The following is a 19,585-nucleotide window of genomic DNA, read 5'->3' on the forward strand; positions in this document are numbered from 1 at the left end:
CGTTTATTACCGAACTAATCTTATAATTTATTAAACTACTCGTTTCCAATCAGGAGTGTTTCTCTATTTCGAGTTTTCTTAAAACTGTTTTCGATAAAATAGGCAAGCATCCGGTAAACGGTTTGCTCATCCATGCAGTCGTCTACAGGGGTAATTACCTCATCACGTTTTGAAGTGTTAAACTGAATATTAATATTGGAATAGTTGCCGGTAAATGACATGCCAACCGCCATTAATCTTTCAAGGGAGTTCATTTGTGAATGCCCGAGTTCCGGAACAGGGATAATATTCAGTGGCATCAATTTTTTCAGACTATTGATGATGTAGCTGTTTTTGACTGGTTCACTCGCCACAAAATTCATTACCATTGGCACCTTCGGTGCAGCGACTGTTTGAAGGAGGTAATTAACAACCACATTGATGGGAATCAGATTTTGTGTTCCCTCAGGCGAAATTTTCGCTCTAACGCTACTTTCGGGGTATCGACTGGCCAGGTTGTGCACCCTTTTTGAAAAATCAAAAATACCGTAATCCGTTTTAGTAACACCTGTCCTGTTGTCTCCTGCGACCTGGGACAAACGGATGACATGTCCATGAAGGCCGTTGTTGTCGATGTTGCGTTTTACTACGTTTTCAGCCAGTCTTTTGGACCACTCGTAGTAATTTCGAAAAGCAGAAACATCCTGGTCTGGGTAAAATTTTTCTTCAAACACTTCTTTGATTTTTCCGCATGAATAGGCGGTACCCACAAAGAAGAACCGGGAATAAACCGAAGCAAAATCAGAAAACAGGTTGACAGAATTTTCCACTCCTTTAACATTAACAGCAAGCAATTCGTCCTTTGATTTCCGGTTGTATTTCAGGCTTGCGGCAAAATGAAAATAATCTACATCTTTACTGAATAACTCCTGAAGCAGGTTTCTGGAAAGACCAAAGTTATCATCAAGAAGAGAATAATCCACAATCGTAAGCTTGTCGAGGAACGGAATATCTCCGTTATTAATAAGGTTTAAAGCCTGAATTACCCTATTTTCGGCTGAAGAATTAACGTTTCCTCGAACAAGAGCCACAACTGAGTAATCTTGTTTCAAAAGTTCATTTATGAAATTGGAGGCGACATAACCGTTAGCTCCATTAATTATTACTCGCTTCATGCTATTGTTTTATCTGTTACAAAAAAGTTACTAATACAAATACTACAGTCATCGGGATAGAGAGGTTATCTGAACCTCGCCAGCTAATCAATTCGCCCAGAGTTCCTGCCGTGGCAACCAACAACCCAAGCCAGTATGTTTTGAAATCAAAAACATCGCGGTGTAACCACAACGCAAGCATTGCTATTATAAAGCTGGTAATAAAAAAGGCTGCGGTGCCCAGCCAGGTCTTATTAAACTTGTGTTTGCCAAGCGTTATCCTTCCGTTGTATTTTTTTATGTTAATGCCAAGAATGGCAGCCATAGGGTCGCATATTGCCAAAATCAGCATGGGCAGGATGAATAAAAGTTTGTTTCCCAGCAAACACGAGGTCAGAAAGGTCAGATAAATGGATAATGGCAAAAGGTAACTGCCCATGGATTTGCGGCTGATGTCGTGAATGGACTTAAGCTGCTTGCGGTATTGTGTGATGGCTAGTGCCAAAAAAAACAGAAACGCCAGAATAAGAACATACCAATGTGACGGAAATATATATGGAAAGGGCACGGTAGCCAAAGTGGCTGAAAAATGCGCAAATTTACGGGTGATTTCTCCTTTGATCTTCAGTCGTCGGTAATTTATTTCATTGAAAGCCAGTAAAACGGCTATTCCTATTAAATAAATAACCGAAATTGCAATTATATTATTCATGTGTTTATAATTTGTATTTTAAGGTCACATGGAACTCCCATGAAAATAATCATCCCCCTATGTGAGAATCAAAGATCAGCGAAACTAATTCCTTTATCATGGCTCGTTTCATGTGTTTATAATTTGTATTTTAAGGTCACACGGAACTCCCATGAAAATAGTCATCCCCCTATGTGAGCATTCCTTTATCATGGTCGTTTCATGTAAATACTATTTTTCAAATGTTTAAGATCCACGCACAAAGTCCGACCCATGCCCCACCGGCCAGAAGACTGTCAAATCGATCCATCAATCCCCCGTGTCCGGGAATAAAATTGCTGAAATCCTTGGCGTGAAATACCCTCTTGTACCATGATGCCGCCAAATCACCGGCAAAGGCGAAGGCAATGATGCCGAAGGCAATGATCAGTAATTCAGTCACAGAACCCAGAAAAAGGTTGCGCAGAAGTATGGCGCTGAAGAGCGCCACCAAACTTCCCCCCATAAGACCACCAAAAGTTTTATTAGGACTAATTTCTGGCAATATTTTCTTGCGCCCCCATAGCTGTCCGGTGATTTGACTAAAACTGTCGAAAATGGAAAGAATAAGAAAAGAAAACAGAATCAGTTCTTTATTGAGCTGACTAAAGGAGAAAAGGCCGTAAGACAAGACAATGAAAATCAGTAAAGAGATTCGAAATATGCCTTTATTTTTATAACCTGCCGACCGGTGAAGGGAAAAAAGTTCAATCATTCCACCACCAACAATTACAATGGTGATGTATTTGAAAAAAACGGGGTTTATAACAATGGAGAAAAAGAGTAGATTGATGATGATGAAATAGACACCAAACTTGGTATAACTCTTTCGGGCAATCTGTGACGATTTATGCCTATTGATGAAATAGAAACCTATACCTCCTGTCAGGAAATAGCTTAAAATGATGATGTATATCAATTTTATCATGCGATTATCATTAAAATGCCAATGAGTGCCATAGCAGCCGCATAGACATACTTTATTGAACTTTCTGAATTATCTGTTTTGATTTGGGATACAATTGCAGGCCCCAGTAAAGCTCCCGGTATTGAACCGGCAGTCAGGAGTGCCACCAGAGTCAGGTCTATTTGTCCCATTAAAAGATGTGCTACAACGGCGAAAGAAGTGTTGGCTACCAGCACAAAAAGGGAGGTTCCTATTACCATTTTTACAGGGAGGTTGGCAGAAAACAAACCCGCCAGCACCGGGGCAGTTCCACTGGTCCCGAAGATGCCCGTTATCATACCAGCCAAGAAACCGAAAGCTGTTTTCTTTAAAGTGTTTACCGAATTTAATTTTTTGTTATTGAATCTGCTCCTTTTATTAGGCTGGAGCTGTTTTGCATTCAAAAGCATCATTCCCCCCATGACAACTGCGTATAACCCAAAAACCGTTTTGAGCAATCCGGGAGTTATTAAATTAGCAAGGGCTGCACCTGCAAATGCACCAATGATTCCAGTTATTGCAAATACCAAACCTATTCGAATATCCATGTTGGCCTTTTTGTAATGCATGGCAGCTCCCACGAGACATATTGGCAACGTAGCCACCAGAGAAGTAATGACGGCCGTCTGAGTCGGGGCCCCAATGATCAGGGTCAGCACCGGCAAAAAGAAAAAACCGCCACCACCACCCAAAATAGTACCAAACAGGCCAACTAGTAATCCGATCAAGGGCAGTATGTAGTATATCGGTTCTATAGATGAGGTGAATATCATTTTTCTGCATTAGATTTGTTTGCCAATTCGAAATCAGAATCTCTGATTTGAATCAGGTGATTTAGTTTTTTTATAGTCAGATTAGACCTTTGTCCACTGACTGGATTATACACATTCATTTTGTATGGGAAATAGGTTCCCTTTTCAAAAGACCCGGGGTGCCTGTAGTCTGTGAATTCAGTATTTGACGTAAGAATGCCGTTGCTATCATAAGATCTGACCTGATACAACAATTCAGCCCGGACATCAAGATAAACCACCATACATCCAGGATTCCCCGGAAGCTGAAGTTTTATTTTCTGCACTTCCCTGCCATTCAGGGTGTCCTTTTCTTCTTCAGAAATGATGTAGCCATCAAAAGCAGAGCTGCTAAAATGATTCATCGGAATTTCACAACCCGGAATTTTTAAACAGTGATTATTGGCTCTGAACTTTTTGATTTTCCCTGTAGAAGGCAAATAAACTTCAATGGTACTTTTCTGGCTATTGTTGGAGAAATGGGTTGTTAAAATTCGGGTTCCCTGCAAATCTTCCGGCCCAGTAATTTCTATCATTACCTTTCTTGTTCCCTCAAAGCGCGCAAAAGAAACATTTAATTTGCGTAAAATATTGTTGCCACCAGCATCCGTAATCTCCAAAGTCATCTGTGCCTGCACGTCATTTAGCGCCAGCTTTTTCACTGCGCTTTCTAAAGCAGTTGCAGTGTTTTTTTTTTCTGCGTTTGAAGGATTAATTATTCCCATCAGACAAACAAAGAGTATTATTATTGACATAATTAATCTATTATCAGTTATTTATTCGATCAGAGCTCAAGAAATTTTGGCCGGGTTAAGGTGACAATAGCAGGTACAAGTAATAATGCACACATCAGACAAGCAAATATTGAAATGACTACCAGAAATCCGAAAAAACGGAGCGGGGCAAATACTGAGAAGGCCAATACAGCAAAGCCGACAATGACTGATAATGCATTAAATATGATGCCTCTTCCGGTTGTTATTAGTGTTGCTGAAATGGCTGCATCAGTGCTGCCACGTGCTGCGTATTCTGCCTTGTATCTCCACAGAAAGTGTATGGTGTAATCAATTCCAACACCAATCATTATGGAAGAGAGCAAGGCGGTAACAATATCCAGTGGTATTCGGGCAAAGCCCATCAGTCCAAACAGTAAAAGGGTTGAGAAAAGAAGCGGTAAGCTTCCTTTTATGCCAGCTACGAATGATTTAAATATTAATGACAAAAGAATGAAGATGATAAAAAACGCCAGTACCAACGAGGTAATCTGGCCCCGGATGACCATGTCGGCTATCTGAATTTTGGATAAACCGGCGCCGGCAATGCCTATTAGCAGGGGATCCTTCCCCGCAATATTATTTAATTCAGTTAAGAGTTCTTTTCCTGTTTCGTTACTGCCATCAGTAAGGCTGACCAGAATTCTGGTATTTACACGATTCTGATCTATTAATTGAGCGATCTGTTTGTCAAAGCCAGCCATCGATGCAACTTCCAGGTATTGCACCGCTTCCGAACGGGTTTGAGGGAGATCGTCATATCCCGATTCACCAACCGAATACAAACCTTTGCTCAACTCTCTGAAAAGGGTGACAGGAGAAATGATGTTACCTGCCTGAGGCAATTGCCTTATTTGTGCTGTATATCTATCCATGCGACGAAGCACTTCGGGCTCGAGAATATTACCTGAAAATAAAAGAGAGACATATTGCGAACCTCCCAGTTTTTTATTGGTAAGTTCTATACTGGAGTGAACTGTTGAGTCGCCGGTAAAATAACCTTCCACATTGGTGTCCACCTTCAGCAGAAAAAGTCCGCATATACTGCTCAACGAAATTACCAAAAAGGTGGTGACGATGATTTTAGGATATTTATTGACCCCTCTGGCGAAAAGATGAAGAGTTTCGTTTAAGAAACTTTTGGAATCTGGATCAAAGGCAGGCGCCTTTGGGGTATTTTTATAAAATGTAAGAAGAACCGGAATAAGGTATAGACTCAATATCAGCGCAATGCCGATACCTGCCGAAGCGAGCACTCCCAACTGAGCTGCGGGGGCCATCTGATGCGACAGGAGTCCCAGCATACCACCAATAGTTGTCAGTCCTGTAATTGTGATAGGGCGTTTGAGTTCTCTAAATATTTTTTGGGCAATCGCAGAGGAGGACTCCTGTCTGTTTTTAAAAGATTCTTCCTGGTATAAATTGATGAGGTGAATGCCATAGTCGTTGGCAATGGCAATCAGCATGATGGGCAGAAGTACCGAAACCAACGAAATCTCCCACGAGAAAACGGCCATAAGTCCAAATGTCAAAATAATGGATAACAGGACTACCAGAAAAGGCAAAAGGACACCCTTCCACTCTCTAAAAAAAAGAAAGAGCATTACAATCATTACCAACAGAGCTACCGGCATTAACGTAATAAGATCCTTTTTAATATAATTTTTAACGGAACTTCTGATGTAAGCCAGACCACCAATATAAATTTCATCATTGCCTGGAATTTGCCCAATGACGCCATTGATTTCAGCAATTAGAGTCTGATCATCGGTATTGTCTGATTTGGTAAGAATAATAGCAGAGGTGGTAAAATCATCACTTATAAGATACCCGGCCAAGGGGTTTCCGGCAATCTTCTGTTTCAGTGAGTCGAGCTCTGAAGGCTTATCCGGAATATTGGAAAGGAGTGTGTGAATCTCGGTGAAACCGTCTTCTTCCCGAAATTCAATAACATCATTCAAAGAGAAAGTATACTCAACGCCATCAATTTTCTGCAGCTTTTTTGCAAGTTGCCGTGTTCTGGAAAAGCTTTCGGGAGTTAAAATACCTTCGTCATTGTATTGAATCACCAGGAGCTTTTCATTGCCTCCAAAAATACTGTCCAGTTGGTGCAGAAAAGCTCTGTTATTGATATTTTCGGGGATGTAACCATCGAATGATGGGTTAATGCTCAGGCGGGGTAACAGGCAGAGGGACAGGATCGTAAAAATACCGATCCCGGTAATCAGTGTTGTTCGGTATGTTGAGTTTTGTAATTTCACAGCGTTGCTTTCCCTTATTTAAAAAAGATTATTGCAGTTTATGCAACAAATCCATAAACCGAAATGCAAAGGTAAAGCGCTGTGAAGTTTTCTGCCTGTAAAATAAAATGAACCAGCAAAATGAGAAATTGAAACTTCAATTTCGGAGGTTTAGCTGAAATAGAATCCTATCGATCCAGCCAACACTTAACTATGTTAGCTCTTTCGCGGCTCACGACAATCCGCTCCGGAGTCTCGAGCCCGGGAATGAACTTTATAATCAATTTACTGTTGAAATAATTTTCCACCCGGTCGATGGCATTAAGATTGACGATAAATTGTCGGTTCATACGCAAAAATTCATCCGGATTCAGGTCCTCCTCCAGTTCGGCAAGCGTCCAATCGAGAATGTGTCGCCGGTTATGGAAGGTGATAGCCATTGTCATCTTATTTTCTACCATAAAATAGGCTATGTCATCCACCGAAATTTGCTTGTATGAATCGGCTTTGGCCACCAGCAAGCGCTTACGGAATCTGTTTTGCTGTCTGGTGATTTCTTCGGCCAGTCGGAAATAATCGATCCTTGAAGGCGAGGATAAATGGGATTCCACTAACTGCGTCACTTTTTCCAGCTTTGTAAAGACTCCCCTCAATTCTTCCGTTTTAATGGGTTTCAACAAATAAGCAATACTGTTGGTATCGAATGCTTCGATGGCATATTCGTTGTAGGCAGTGGTGAAAACAATGGCCTTATTGGAGACATCGGCCTGGTCGAAAATTGAGAAACAGACGCCATCGGCCAGCTGAATATCCATAAAGATGAGTGCCGGCTCCGGATTGACTTTTAACCATTTAACGGTATCCTCCACAGTTCTTAATTCGTCATCTATTATGATGCCTGGACGCAGGTTTTCGATCTGCTTTCTAAGGGCCCTGGACAACAGAGGCTCGTCTTCTACAATAAGCGCTTTATAGTTCTTCATGATCGCTGTTTTGAATTAATGGGATAGAAACACTAAATTTTTCGTTGGTATTAATAACTTCCACACTGCCTTGAAGTCCTAAATACTTGTATCGTTTCTTGAGGTTGGTCAAGCCGGTATTGGTGGAATAGGTCGAATTCCTGGGTTGAAAATTATTAGAAACGACCAATCGGTTATTTTGAGCATAAATATCCAGTTTTAAAGGACGGGCCTCGGTGGCCAGATTGTGTTTAATGGCATTTTCTACCAGGTACTGTAAACTCAGGGGAGGCAAAAGCTTATTCAGTTGGTCTTTTGCAATATTAATGTTGCAGATAAAACCTTCGGCCAGACGTCCCTTATGAAGCGTAATATAGGCGCGAATGAACTCCAGCTCCTCCTCCAGTGGGATAAGCCGGGAATTTGTACTCTTTAGTACATAACGATAAACGTCCGTAAATTTCTCGGTAAACGTGAGTGCTTTGTCCGGATTCTCAGGTATAATAGCCATCAAGGTACTCAGGTTATTGAATAAAAAATGTGGATTCAACTGATCCTGCAGGGCAAAATAATCCAATCTTAGTTTCTCCTGTCGCAGCTTCTCATTTTCCAGAATAAAATATTTAAGCGAATTGTGGTAATTGCTGGCTACCAATCCGGACACATAAATAATGACAAATAAAACGAGAATGGTAATACCCAACGCAAAGGAATCCGGGTCTTTGAGTCGTTCATCGGGAATAAAAAAAGGACGTACAAAACTTGTTGTAATCCCTACTATTATTAGCCATAATAAAGCAATTAAAAGAAGTGATACCAATCTTTTAACCAGTGCTTCATGCCAGGAGTATCTTTTGCCCAACAGAAAATCAAAACCAAAAATACCCTCGCTTAGAAAAACAAAAACAATTACCGAAAAAAAAACGCCTTTAAAATCTAAGGTATGCAACGACTCATCTTTAACGACAGATGTTATTGTAAAAATGAATAGCAGAGACATAAATATCTCTGCTACAATTCGACTAAAGAATCCGATTTTATGTGGCAATCGCCTGTTATCGGAATAATACTGATGTAATTGTTTAAAATTTCTCATCGTCATCCTGAATTTGTTGACCGGCGTTTAGTTGTCCAATCGCCTTGAGCCATTTTGTTTTAAGAACCTCGTAGTCGGTGCAGGCCTTTACCAGAGACGCTTCCGAACGCTGGTGGGCTACTCTCGCATTTAACAAGTCGGTAATAGTGTTCAATCCGGCATTATAACTGATTTCCACCTCAGACAAAGTCTCAGAAGCTTCTTCCTTTGATTTATTTGCCAACTGAATTTTTTTCTGGCCTTCCTCCAGTTTTAGTCTGGACTGACTGATTTCCAGACTGATTAATTCCCGGGTGTTTCCCAGTTCTAATATAGCCATTTGTTCGTTAATCTCAGCTTGCTGCATTTTGTGTTTCTTCTCCTGCCAGTGAAAAATCGGAACCGAAAGTTGGGCAACTGCATTAAGATTCCAGGATCCGGATGCGATGCCGGGTGCTTCAAGGTAACCATAACTCACTTGTGCACCCAGTTGCGGAAGGTAATCAGCTCTGGTTACTTTTTTCTCAAGATTTTTTATTTGTACCTGATTTTCCAGAATACTTATTTCCGGCCGACTAATTATCCCTCCAGATATTTCGCTGGCATCAGGTAAAAGATTATTTTTCTGGTTTGCATCAGGATTAGTGGTGACTAACAGTTCTTCGTCAACAGGTCGTCCAATAATGTGTGCCAGATTCATTTGCAATAAGCGAACCGCATTATTAACCTCGAGGGCTGTCATTTCTGCTTCATTCTTGCGAACTGTAACTTTCAGAAGCTCACTTTTAGGGACAATTCCAAGGTCATAGCTGGCCCGAAGTTGCTCTTCGAGGGAGTCGAGAGCTTCGGTAAATCGCGTTACAACTTTCTGCTGTTCCTGCATCGAAAAAAGTTGCCAGTAAGCTTCATCCGTTTCCAAAATAATGTCCGCTTGTTGCTTTTCACTGGCTTTTTCTGCCATTTGCACGCCTTTACCAGCCATTTGATTGGCTAACCGAATTTTTCCTCCTGCATAAATTGGCTGTTGAGCTGATAGTTGCGCCTGATATAGTTGTAAATTATCTTTGTCGATACCAAATTGTCTCAATTCCTCCAGATCGGGAATAAAAATGGCATTGGCATTCCCATCAATGGCCGGGAAATAAGCTGTGGTGGCTTCTTTTTTTGCCGCTGCGGCCCTCTGAACCTGCAAAAGAGAGGTTCGAACCTTTGTATTGTTGGTGAGTGCCTCTTTCCTGCACTCATGCAGTGTAACTGGAGTTTGTGAGATTGCGGCAAAAGGAAACAGACAAATCAGAACAATATATAATACTTTTTTCAGCATAGTTTTAATTTATTTTTTTTGGTAAATCATCGTGATGTACAATGCCCCGGGTGTCCACCTTGTAAAAAACTGCGTACAGCACAGGCACAATAACCAACGTTATGACAGTTCCAAAGAGCAATCCGAACATAATGGAAACAGCCATTCCCTGGAACATTTCATCAAATAAAAGAGGAAACATTCCCAAAATGGTGGTAAGTGAAGCCATCGTGACAGGACGCACTCGCGAAACGGTGGCTCCGAGTATAGCATCCAGTTTGTCTTTGCCACTATTGATGTCAATATTTATCTGATCAAGCAATACCACCGAATTCTTAATCATCATTCCAATTAATCCTAATCCGCCAATAATGGCTACGAATCCAAAGTTGAGCCTGGTAATGAGAAATCCTGCTATAATGCCGATAAAAGCCAGTGGTACGATAAGAAATATGATAGAAGGTTGCCTGAAATTGTTAAACAAAGCAATGGTGATAAGAATCATCAGCAATAGAGCAAGTGGTAGATTTTCCATAAGGGCTTTATTGGCTGTTTTATTGTCTTTTATTTCGCCATGCCATTCAAGGGTATATCCTTCAGGCAAATCTAAAGCTTCAACTTTAGGTCTTATTTTTTCCATTACCTCAGGAGTTGTCATTCCTCTTATGGGGTCACATTGTGCCTTAATAGCCCTGATCCCGTCATATCTTCCTATCAAAAAATGGGATCCTTTCATGCTTAATGAATCGGTAATCTGCGCCATTGGAACACTACTTTGTGAATAATTACCCCATACCGGAACCGATGCCAAATTTGCGGGATTATCTGCCAGCGAAGGATCTAATTTCAGTATGATGGGAAGCTGCGTATCTTCGTCATAGCAGGCCCCCACGGGCATGCCTTCTGAAGCAATAGCCAATGCCGAGGCCATTGATTTTCGGCTAATATTTAAGGGTCTGGCTTTTTCGGGCGCATAAACCGGAATCAGATTTTTTGTCTGATTGCCCCAGTTGTCGTTTACGAAAACAGCCGTAGGCTCATTGTTCATTATTTCCTTGGCGTTCTCAGCCAGATTCTTCAAAACTTTCGGGTCTGGGCCGGAAAACACAGCCTGAATTTTATATGCTCCACCAATGGCCGAATACTGTCGGCAACGAATGGTTGAATTGGGAAATTCTTTGGAGAATTCGGCTTCTATTCTGGGCATAATATCCATCGTTTCTTCAAAAGTATTTGTTTCGACGATTAACTCTCCGTAGCCCGGACTAAAGCTGTTCATGGGGCGTGCCAGCGTATAGCGCACAGGGGAACTACCCAAAGCAGTCGTCACTTTCGTGACCTCCTTAAACTGAAGTAAACTTTTCTGAATAGATTCAAGGTCTTGTTCTACCTGGTAAATATCACTGCCATCCGGCAGATTATATTCTACCATAAACTGGTTATAATTCGAAACAGGAAAAAAGTCTTTATTGATAAAACGGAAAGCCCAAAAAGAGAGTATAAGAAGGATTACCGTTAAAATGGATACCAATGATTTGTGCCAAAGGGCTAAGCTGATTATTTTTTTGAAAATGCCATAAAACCCACTGGAATAAATTTCTTCTCCATCTTCCTCACTTCGTCCTACCTTTTTCTTTCTTTTCCCGTTTTTATAAAACAATGAAGCCATAAAAGGAGCCTGAACCATGGCCAGTATCCAACTCATGGTAAGAGATATTGCCAGAACATAGAAGAGGGGTTTCATAAACTCTCCGGCCGCGGTGGTGTTAAATGCCATTGGCATAAATGCCAAAATAGCAATGAGGGTAGCACCCAGCAAAGGAAAGGCATTTTGTTTGGCTGCCTGGACAAAAGCTTTGTGACGTTCGATGCCTTTTTGCATATCAGCAAGTATTCCATCTACTACCACAATGGCATTATCGACCAACATACCCATGGCAATAATGATAGCTGCCAATGATACTTTATCGAGGTTCATGTTCAGAAACCCCATGACAATAAAAGTACTTAAAATAGTAAAAATCAAACTACTGGCAATAAGAAGTCCAGCCCGAAATCCCATTGCTATCAATAGCACTATAATGACAATAGCTACCGATTCAATTAAATTGATGGTGAAATCGCCAATTGAATCCTGTACCTTCGAGGGTTGGTCATAAATTTTATGAACCTCAATGCCCACTGGTATTTCTGGTGTGAGCTCTGCCAAGCGCGAATCCACACGTTCCCCCAGCTTGATGATATTATCGCCCGATTCCATGGATATAGCCAGTCCCAGTGCAGGTCTTAAGTTGAATGACAACCCGCTTTGTTTGGGCCGGTAAAAATCTTTTGAGACGGTGGCAATATCTCCCAGCCGGAAACTTCGGCCATCACTCGTGTAGATATTCAGTTCTTCCACCTCAGACAAAGAACACAATTTGGGACCCACGTTAATACGCAGCCGCTCAGTCCCCGAGACCACACTTCCGGCATCAACAACTTCAGCTTCGTCGTTCAGGGTTTGGATAATCGACATAGGGTTGATGCCGAGATGAGCAAATTCCTCTGCTGAAAAGGATACATTAACTACTTCATTTTGTTGACCGACAACTTCTATTCGTTTAACTCCTTTTACTTTTAACAATTCCTGTTTCAAAAAATCGGTATAATCATCCAACTCCTCATAAGTATATCCGTCGCTGCTAACGGCCATAAAAATACCATACACATCGCCAAAATCGTCATTTACGATAGGAGCGCTTGCGCCAGCAGGTAACCCTGAGCTGGCATCGTTTACTTTTCTTCGAAGATGATCCCAGATTTGGGGTAATTCTTCTGTAGTAACCTTTCCTTCCATGGTGACAGTTATTTGCGACATACCTGGAATAGAACGGGATTCAATTTTGTCAATATTTTCGAGTTTTTGGATGGCCTCTTCCATTAAATGGGTTACCTCCATATCTACCTCTTCAGCAGAAGCCCCCGGGTAGGGAGTAATAACCACCGCTGCTTTTACAGGAATTTCGGGATCTTCAAGTTTGCTGAGCCCGGAGAAGGAACTTATTCCTCCAATTACCAGTATGGTGAAAAAGGTGATGAGTAGTGATTTCTTTTCAAGTATTTTCTCTAACATCGGTAACTGTTTTTTAAAGTGAAACCTTCTGTGAAAGCGGTTTCACCTGTTGTCCTTCCATAAGTGAGTGAACTCCCGCAATAACAATCATTTCGTTTTCATGTACCCCTCCGAGAATACGAACCCAGCCATCATCAATAATTTCACCTGCGATAACGGATCGACTGGATACCTTGTTGGTCTGCTGATTAAAAATCCAGACCTTTGATTCTTTTTCCTGAAAAAAAAGCGCTTCGGTAGGAATTGAAATGTTTGTTGTCTGTTCAGAAGAGGAATTATCAATAATGGCCTTTGCAGTCATTCCGGGCTTTATTTTTTGGGGATCGGGATTCGGCATTTTTAATCGTACGTTAAATAACCCGTCATCTCCTGCTTTATGAGCAACCGATTTTACGATTGCAGGATATTTTACGTTGGTATTATGATTTATGACAACCTTGGCCTGCTGACCTTCATGGAGTTGATTGATAATTGTTTCTGGAACCGAAAAATTCACCTCCAGCGTATTGGTATCAATGATGATTAGTGCGGGTTCACCAGGTGCCACAGGTTCGTGGTTGTCAATGAATTTTTGGTATATATAGCCCGAGAAGGGGGCTTTCAGTTCCGTGTCAAGGAGTGCATTGCTGGCACTTTCCCAGTTGCTTTTTGCAGCAAGAAAGCCGGCTTCCAGCTTGTCCAAAGAATTCTGCGGAAATTTGCCCTGTTTATGAAGTTGAGAATATCTTTCAAATTCGCTTTTGGCCTGCTTGTATTGGCCCTCAGCTGCAAGCAATCGCGTTTTGAAATCCCGTTTGTCAAGCGCTGCCAGTACCTGACCTTTCTCTATATAGTCGCCCTCCGAGAAATAGATACTCGCCATCTGTCCACCCACCCTGAAAGCCACAGAGGACTGGTGGTTCTCTTCAATCGTGGCATTAAATGATCGTTCGTCAAGAAAGGAGGGGGTAGTTACCTTCGCCACTTTCACATATCGCATTTCCTTTTTTTGCTCCCCAACATGATCGACACATCCGGCAGTCAGCAAGACAAGACCAACGATGGTCAAAAACAATAGTACTGTTCTCATTTTCTTTTGGATTTAGATGTTTTCTTCATCTGTTTTTTGCAAAAATAGAAACTGAGAAAGAAGGGATAGTTTATTTTAAGTGGAAGGGGAAAATATCCTTGTTGAAGTGGAGAAATGACGTGTTTAATTGAAAAACGCAATATTGTTGTGCCGTCATGGCCGGAAATCTGAGTTGAACTGAAGTGTTAATCACACAACATGATTTCAGTATAGAAATTTGCCGCATGGGCTGAGCGTTGGGGTTATTTGTTTATTATAAGAGTCTGCTATCAATTTGTTGGCAGGCTTTTTTCAGGAAAGAAAATGGTTGACAAAAAAGAAAGAGCCTGTATACTGATGGTGCCCTGACCCCGTAAATTAAAGGCCTTATATATTCTCGTATACATTAATGTAATCGTATTTGTAAAAAAGAATTTACATGTTTATCAGCATTCGTAAACTCACAATTATTAGAAATTAAAACCGTCTTCATACCAGCTTTCCTGGCTGCTGTAATTCCAGATTCAGAGTCTTCAATAACGACGCAGTTATTGGGATCAACTGCTAACTTTTTTGCAATGCGTTCATAAATAGAAGGGTGTGGTTTTCCCATTTTTTCAAATTCGGCTGACGTTGTAGCGTCAAAATAGTGTTCAAGTTCAACCCTCTGCAAAACAACAGGGATCAAACAAGCTGGCGAATTTGTTGCTAACCCTATTTTGTATCCCATTGATTTTAAACCCTTAACAAAGTCATTAATCCCCGATATAGGTTTCCCTTTCTTGCTGATAAGTTCTCCAACACGATTAATAACTGCTTTTTCAATCTCTTTTAGACTCTTTCCCTGCCAAGGAAAATGATTGTACCAAAATTTAGTAACTTCGGTAGTCGTCATCGATTTTGTTATGGCGCAAAATTCATCAGTCAGCTTGACACCAACTGAAGAAAACACCTCATTCTCTGCTTGTTTCCACAAATTCTCAGAGTCAATTATCACGCCATCCATGTCAAAAACAATGGCTTTAATACTATTATTTATCATCATTTATTCTAATCCAGGTTAATTTGTGCCAAATGCTTTCTAATGGTCCGTGTTTGTGATTTTTACCCCAATAAACACAAGCTATAATGAATAATGGTTATGAAAAATTGTATGATACAACAATGTAAAAGATGAAACTAAAATCATCATAAATGCCAAATTTACCACGGTTGACATATTTTAAAAATAGCCCCTTCCCGACCCCTGATAACATAATCTCATCTAAAATTTTCAATACATTCTATTTGAGCACATCGTACTGATAAACACGAACATAATCAACATAATATCTCAACGGAAAAATACTATTATCGGGTGTTCCACCATTACTGCCGATGGCCAGATTGAGCAAAATATAGTCACCAAAACCTTCGTACTGAGTATTGAAAGGATTCTCGTAATTGTTATCGAAACCTTGATTTGTTGTCTGGGATAAATCTATTTCATTCAATAGCTCTTCATCCAGATAAATACGTATGCAGTCTTTATTCCAGTCCATTCTCCAAATGTGAAACTGATTGCTCCAATCCGGATCTTTGCCGGAAAAATAGGTAAAGGGTGTTACCGATTCATCCCATATGGCAGTCCATCTTTTATTGGAACTCCAGCAGGCGTTAGCCAAAATTGACGGTTGTCCATTCTTAATATAATATTCTAATATGTCGATTTCCCCGTTCATAGGCCATTCCCAGGTATTGCCCAGTAACCAAATAGCCGGCCAGGCGCCCTGTCCAACCGGAATTTTAGCACGTATTTCAAAACGTCCGTACATAAATGTGTGGCTGCTCTGTGTCGTTACGCAACTTGATGTATACTCAGCTTGCACCCGGTTTGTCTTCCAATCTGCGCTTCCTGCAACATAATTGGGATTAGATACATTTTCCTTCCGCCCTTCGATAATAAGACACCCACCTTTGACGGTTGCATTGTCGCTCTGATACCACTGCAATTCTTCATTCCTGACAAATCCCGTTTCGTAACTCCAATCGTTACCCGGCTTTCCATCTAGATTAAATTCATCAGCCCAAACTAGGGTATAACCCTCATAAACAGGGGGCTGCTCATTTTTGCCCACGGGATAATAATCGGCAGAACTCCCTAAGGTCCTGAACGATTGACTACGTCCATAATACGTAGTATCATGAACCTTTAGGTAAGGACGTATATTATATGTTGTCAATTCAGTCAACCCGGATAAAGAAATAGTGAAAGAACCGATATTGTTATTTTCGGATATTAGGGCTATTTCATCATTAATTGTGGGATTACTATTCGTTACAGAATAACACACACCCTTTTCGGCAGAAATTTCATCTATATCATTCCCTGATATCTGAACTATCCCTGACACCGAAGAATGACTGTCTATAACACCAAGGGTTAAGGTGAGATTTACATTCGATGGAGTTATTTTTTCGTTATCGCTGTTTCCACAAGAAAGGAATAATAATAACAATATAGTTAGTGACATATTGTACATTGTTGGTTTCATATTAATAATCTGAATTAAAGCAGCGGGGAGTTTTTTGCTAAAAAGAAGAAAACTCCCCACATATATTAATGCTATTTCCACAAACTATTTTGTTCCAATTGTGAATTGGAATCTATTTCTGTTTGAGGTATCGGCCAAAAATATTCCTGTTCGCCACGGTAATTACGGTATTCGTACCAAAAATTGAAAGTTGTCGCCTCATTATTAATCCGATCTACCGCATCTTTCAACAACCCCCAACGGTATAGGTCGAACAAACGCAAACCTTCAAAAGCCAGTTCTACTTGACGCTCGTGGCGAACAATGTCACGCAGCGCAGCTTGCGAAAGGTCTGCGCCTTCTACCTCTTCTACCGAAGGCATTCCGACACGTTCTCTGACTGAATTTATCATGAATACAGCCCTATCCAAACCCTCATTCTTCTCAATGTATGCTTCGGCTAAAGACAGCAAAACTTCTGCATAACGTATCACATAAAAGTCCTGTCCGGAATCCCAGGAAGTTGACCAATTCAGCGCCGGGTTGAAATATTTCATCACATAAAGAGTAGAATAGGAGGCTGCGGCCCCGCCATAATACCAGCCCTTCTCTCCCCATGCCATACCAGGGATGAAAAGTGTAGCCCTTAAAAGAGGATCACGGTTTGCATAACGTACTTCATTCAGTGTCCATAAATCAGCTGAACCATCATCGAAGTATCCACAGACTGTGTTATCAGTTGTAGGTATTCCATTTAGACTATAAAAAGCATCTGCCAGGTCAATTGTCTTAAATGAATAATCCTCCCAAATAAGTTGCGACCCAAAGCCTGTTATATTCATCCTGATAGATGTCATACGCCCAGTTTGCATTCTTTTTTCCTGTTTTATCCTGTATGGTGTAATAAATGAACTTGTCGCGTTGCCTGTCGTAACGGGCTATGCTCCCGTCGGTGGCTATCCATATATCATGTTCCCGGTCTTCATAAATATACCGGATGCGGCTATGGTTCAATGGATAAGTTATATCATTAGCCTGAAACCAATTCACCTGATATTTAGCCCCATGTATTTTGATGTGGATAAGTCCGTTTTCGCCCCCCAGCCAGTATTCATCCTTCGAATCGACATGCAGGTGCGTAAACAAATTGCCGCTACCTGTTTGCACTATTTCCGACAAATGAATAAGACGATAACCAATATTGACTTGGGCCAACGATAGACCCCGGTCGGTTGCCAGCCATATATTCTGTTTTCGGTCGCAGGTAATATTCCAAATTACATTGTTACACAATGATTGAGTATTCCTTGAATCATGCACTATATGGTTGTATTTGCCTGTCGTTTGACTATATACATATAGCCCAATATCCGTACCTATCAACAAATTCTCTTTATTATCGATGGCTAAAGTCTTAAATGAATTCCCTTCAAGAGATGGCATAGATTCCAATGCCCCATTCTCTATGTTGTACTTAAAAAGAAAACCTTCTGTACCAACCCAGATACATTGATTGGCATTGTCCCATAACAAGGAATTAACCATTAGCCGCTTATTGCCGCCAAAATCAATCTGGTATCGTTGCTGTGTCCGGGTATCATAATAACTCAACGATTCATAAGAACCAACAAACAGCTTATCTCCGGCAGGCTCTAAGGCGTATATTAATGTCTCATTACTGTCAGGCAAAACGGTCTTTTGTAATTTTCCTGAATCCATATTATAACAATACAGTCCGTCGTCTCGGGTACCTATCCAAAGCTTGTTGTCAAAAATGGCCAGTGACCTGATGGCTTTCAGTATTTCCAGTTCAGGATAAAGGGATCCGTATTGCTCTGTTTTGAGGTTGAACCATAGCAATCCATAGTCTGTGCCTATACACAGGTAACATGAATTTATTTGAGTAATAGCCAGAATTGAATTGCCATCGGATGCTTTATCATTTATGTACCCTTGTATGTTATAACCGTTATAATTAAACAGTCCTCGCTTTGTTCCAAACCACATAAGGCCTTGCTCATCCTGACATATCGTGTTTACGATATTGGCATCGAATGGCAATGTCAAATTTTCAAATGTTTGATAAGTATAATTTTGTCTTAACGGATTTTGGATCAGCTCAATTGCACCGGAAGGAAACCAGATAAATATCAGAAATATAATAACAAATAAAATTCGCATAATCTATTAAATGTCTTTTGAGTACCTCACCTCATTTTTAAGAAAAAAATACAGAATAAATTATATTTAAATGCATTGAACATACTTACTTATTTGGTCTTCGCAAAATATTGATTCAATTTCACCTTCCTTTTGTTTATGATACAAGAGTAAGACCACTCATCTAAATTGTAATCTGCATCAGGCTCTCGATATTCCCTGCTATTTCCTTATAGAAATTAAAAACTGATATATGAATTTATATTTTCTAAAAGTAGCATTTGAGAGTTTTCCCTGCATAAGATTCAAGTTTTTTTAAGCAAATAAAACACGCAGCAAAATATAAAAATAAAAGTTAAAATCAGCCATAGCTGCTGTTTGCAAATCATTGGTGTCCGGTAAAAAATTAGAGAAATGATTAGAACCCATCTCCAATGTGCGAGCCAGAGATTTTAGGAGATATTGGGGTTGCTTTCCGCCTCAAGGAATTTCCGTTAAGAAAATCAATTTTATTGGCGTAAAGAAATCCGGGCTGTCTGAGCGAAGCGAGTTCCCGGATTTTAGACAATAAAATTGATTTTTAGGAAATTACTTGCAGCGGCGGCATTTTTTGTTTACTTTTTTTTGCTGTAGTGGAGCGAAGCGGATCACGAATACCTTTGAAATAAAAACTTCAATGAGTAAAAAAAGTAAAAGCCCGTGCGGCTTGAGCACTTAAATGGAAAATATATTTTTTACCGGACAATAGTGTTTGCAAATGTATTATTTCTAATTTGTATTAAACATTATGAGGTTA

General features: G+C 40.4%; 16 protein-coding genes. All 16 read right to left on the reverse strand.

The window, feature by feature from the left end; genetic code table 11:
• Positions 1–35: 35 nt before the first annotated feature.
• Positions 36–1,154, reverse strand: a complete 1,119-nt coding sequence (locus ACT3CD_RS07615; RefSeq protein ID WP_444644465.1) for an SDR family oxidoreductase — start codon at positions 1,152–1,154, stop codon at positions 36–38.
• Between the two features lie 16 nt (positions 1,155–1,170).
• On the reverse strand, positions 1,171–1,845 hold the full coding sequence (locus ACT3CD_RS07620) for a phosphatidate cytidylyltransferase (RefSeq protein ID WP_444644467.1): 675 nt from the start codon (positions 1,843–1,845) through the stop codon (positions 1,171–1,173).
• A gap of 217 nt (positions 1,846–2,062) precedes the next feature.
• Positions 2,063–2,791, reverse strand: coding sequence for a phosphatidate cytidylyltransferase (locus ACT3CD_RS07625; protein ID WP_444644469.1), 729 nt, complete (start codon positions 2,789–2,791; stop codon positions 2,063–2,065).
• Positions 2,788–3,582 carry a sulfite exporter TauE/SafE family protein gene (locus ACT3CD_RS07630; protein WP_444644471.1) on the reverse strand — a complete coding sequence of 265 codons (795 nt, stop codon included), beginning with the start codon at positions 3,580–3,582 and terminating at the stop codon, positions 2,788–2,790. The genes ACT3CD_RS07625 and ACT3CD_RS07630 overlap by 4 nt, the downstream gene beginning before the upstream one ends.
• Positions 3,579–4,355 carry an outer membrane lipoprotein-sorting protein gene (locus tag ACT3CD_RS07635; protein ID WP_444644472.1) on the reverse strand — a complete coding sequence of 259 codons (777 nt, stop codon included), beginning with the start codon at positions 4,353–4,355 and terminating at the stop codon, positions 3,579–3,581. The genes ACT3CD_RS07630 and ACT3CD_RS07635 overlap by 4 nt, the downstream gene beginning before the upstream one ends.
• Positions 4,356–4,384: 29 nt before the next feature.
• The gene (locus ACT3CD_RS07640) at positions 4,385–6,634 is read right to left on the reverse strand and encodes an efflux RND transporter permease subunit (RefSeq protein WP_444644474.1); all 2,250 of its coding nucleotides are present in this window, start codon (positions 6,632–6,634) and stop codon (positions 4,385–4,387) included.
• Positions 6,635–6,801: 167 nt separating this feature from the next.
• Positions 6,802–7,596: a LytR/AlgR family response regulator transcription factor gene (locus tag ACT3CD_RS07645; RefSeq protein ID WP_444644476.1), complete on the reverse strand. Its 795-nt coding sequence runs from the start codon at positions 7,594–7,596 to the stop codon at positions 6,802–6,804.
• The gene (locus tag ACT3CD_RS07650; RefSeq protein WP_444644478.1) at positions 7,583–8,671 is read right to left on the reverse strand and encodes a sensor histidine kinase; all 1,089 of its coding nucleotides are present in this window, start codon (positions 8,669–8,671) and stop codon (positions 7,583–7,585) included. The genes ACT3CD_RS07645 and ACT3CD_RS07650 overlap by 14 nt, the downstream gene beginning before the upstream one ends.
• Positions 8,658–9,974, reverse strand: a complete 1,317-nt coding sequence (locus tag ACT3CD_RS07655) for a TolC family protein (RefSeq protein ID WP_444644479.1) — start codon at positions 9,972–9,974, stop codon at positions 8,658–8,660. The genes ACT3CD_RS07650 and ACT3CD_RS07655 overlap by 14 nt, the downstream gene beginning before the upstream one ends.
• Before the next feature lie 4 nt (positions 9,975–9,978).
• The gene (locus tag ACT3CD_RS07660; protein WP_444644480.1) at positions 9,979–13,068 is read right to left on the reverse strand and encodes an efflux RND transporter permease subunit; all 3,090 of its coding nucleotides are present in this window, start codon (positions 13,066–13,068) and stop codon (positions 9,979–9,981) included.
• A 13-nt stretch (positions 13,069–13,081) separates the two neighbouring features.
• Positions 13,082–14,137 (reverse strand): efflux RND transporter periplasmic adaptor subunit, encoded by a 1,056-nt coding sequence (locus ACT3CD_RS07665; protein WP_444644482.1) that lies wholly within the window; start codon positions 14,135–14,137, stop codon positions 13,082–13,084.
• A 385-nt stretch (positions 14,138–14,522) separates the two neighbouring features.
• On the reverse strand, positions 14,523–15,161 hold the full coding sequence (gene hxpB / locus ACT3CD_RS07670; RefSeq protein ID WP_444644484.1) for a hexitol phosphatase HxpB: 639 nt from the start codon (positions 15,159–15,161) through the stop codon (positions 14,523–14,525).
• Entirely contained in the window at positions 15,148–15,246 is a 99-nt protein-coding gene (locus ACT3CD_RS07675) for a DUF418 domain-containing protein (protein ID WP_444644679.1), read from the reverse strand. The genes hxpB and ACT3CD_RS07675 overlap by 14 nt, the downstream gene beginning before the upstream one ends.
• Positions 15,247–15,399: 153 nt before the next feature.
• Positions 15,400–16,629, reverse strand: a complete 1,230-nt coding sequence (locus ACT3CD_RS07680; protein ID WP_444644486.1) for a glycoside hydrolase family 16 protein — start codon at positions 16,627–16,629, stop codon at positions 15,400–15,402.
• 92 nt (positions 16,630–16,721) lie between these two features.
• A complete protein-coding gene (locus ACT3CD_RS07685; protein WP_444644487.1) occupies positions 16,722–17,471 on the reverse strand; it encodes a RagB/SusD family nutrient uptake outer membrane protein in 750 nt (249 codons plus the stop codon).
• On the reverse strand, positions 17,419–18,810 hold the full coding sequence (locus ACT3CD_RS07690) for a ligand-binding sensor domain-containing protein (protein ID WP_444644489.1): 1,392 nt from the start codon (positions 18,808–18,810) through the stop codon (positions 17,419–17,421). Before ACT3CD_RS07690 ends, ACT3CD_RS07685 begins: the two co-directional genes overlap by 53 nt.
• Positions 18,811–19,585 lie beyond the last annotated feature (775 nt).

Source organism: Geofilum sp. OHC36d9, assembly GCF_052400685.1.
In the GTDB taxonomy this organism is placed as follows: Bacteria; Bacteroidota; Bacteroidia; order Bacteroidales; family Marinilabiliaceae; genus CAZHHH01.

What these genes read in the sequence shown, in the direction of transcription:
- ACT3CD_RS07615 (WP_444644465.1), bottom strand. Translation starts at nt 1,154, where the DNA reads ATGAAGCGAGTAATAATTAATGGAGCTAACGGTTATGTCGCCTCCAAT.
- ACT3CD_RS07620 (WP_444644467.1), bottom strand. Translation starts at nt 1,845, where the DNA reads ATGAATAATATAATTGCAATTTCGGTTATTTATTTAATAGGAATAGCC.
- ACT3CD_RS07625 (WP_444644469.1), bottom strand. Translation starts at nt 2,791, where the DNA reads ATGATAAAATTGATATACATCATCATTTTAAGCTATTTCCTGACAGGA.
- ACT3CD_RS07630 (WP_444644471.1), bottom strand. Translation starts at nt 3,582, where the DNA reads ATGATATTCACCTCATCTATAGAACCGATATACTACATACTGCCCTTG.
- ACT3CD_RS07635 (WP_444644472.1), bottom strand. Translation starts at nt 4,355, where the DNA reads ATGTCAATAATAATACTCTTTGTTTGTCTGATGGGAATAATTAATCCT.
- ACT3CD_RS07645 (WP_444644476.1), bottom strand. Translation starts at nt 7,596, where the DNA reads ATGAAGAACTATAAAGCGCTTATTGTAGAAGACGAGCCTCTGTTGTCC.
- ACT3CD_RS07650 (WP_444644478.1), bottom strand. Translation starts at nt 8,671, where the DNA reads ATGAGAAATTTTAAACAATTACATCAGTATTATTCCGATAACAGGCGA.
- ACT3CD_RS07655 (WP_444644479.1), bottom strand. Translation starts at nt 9,974, where the DNA reads ATGCTGAAAAAAGTATTATATATTGTTCTGATTTGTCTGTTTCCTTTT.
- ACT3CD_RS07660 (WP_444644480.1), bottom strand. Translation starts at nt 13,068, where the DNA reads ATGTTAGAGAAAATACTTGAAAAGAAATCACTACTCATCACCTTTTTC.
- ACT3CD_RS07665 (WP_444644482.1), bottom strand. Translation starts at nt 14,137, where the DNA reads ATGAGAACAGTACTATTGTTTTTGACCATCGTTGGTCTTGTCTTGCTG.
- hxpB (WP_444644484.1), bottom strand. Translation starts at nt 15,161, where the DNA reads ATGATGATAAATAATAGTATTAAAGCCATTGTTTTTGACATGGATGGC.
- ACT3CD_RS07680 (WP_444644486.1), bottom strand. Translation starts at nt 16,629, where the DNA reads ATGTCACTAACTATATTGTTATTATTATTCCTTTCTTGTGGAAACAGC.
- ACT3CD_RS07685 (WP_444644487.1), bottom strand. Translation starts at nt 17,471, where the DNA reads ATGAATATAACAGGCTTTGGGTCGCAACTTATTTGGGAGGATTATTCA.
- ACT3CD_RS07690 (WP_444644489.1), bottom strand. Translation starts at nt 18,810, where the DNA reads ATGCGAATTTTATTTGTTATTATATTTCTGATATTTATCTGGTTTCCT.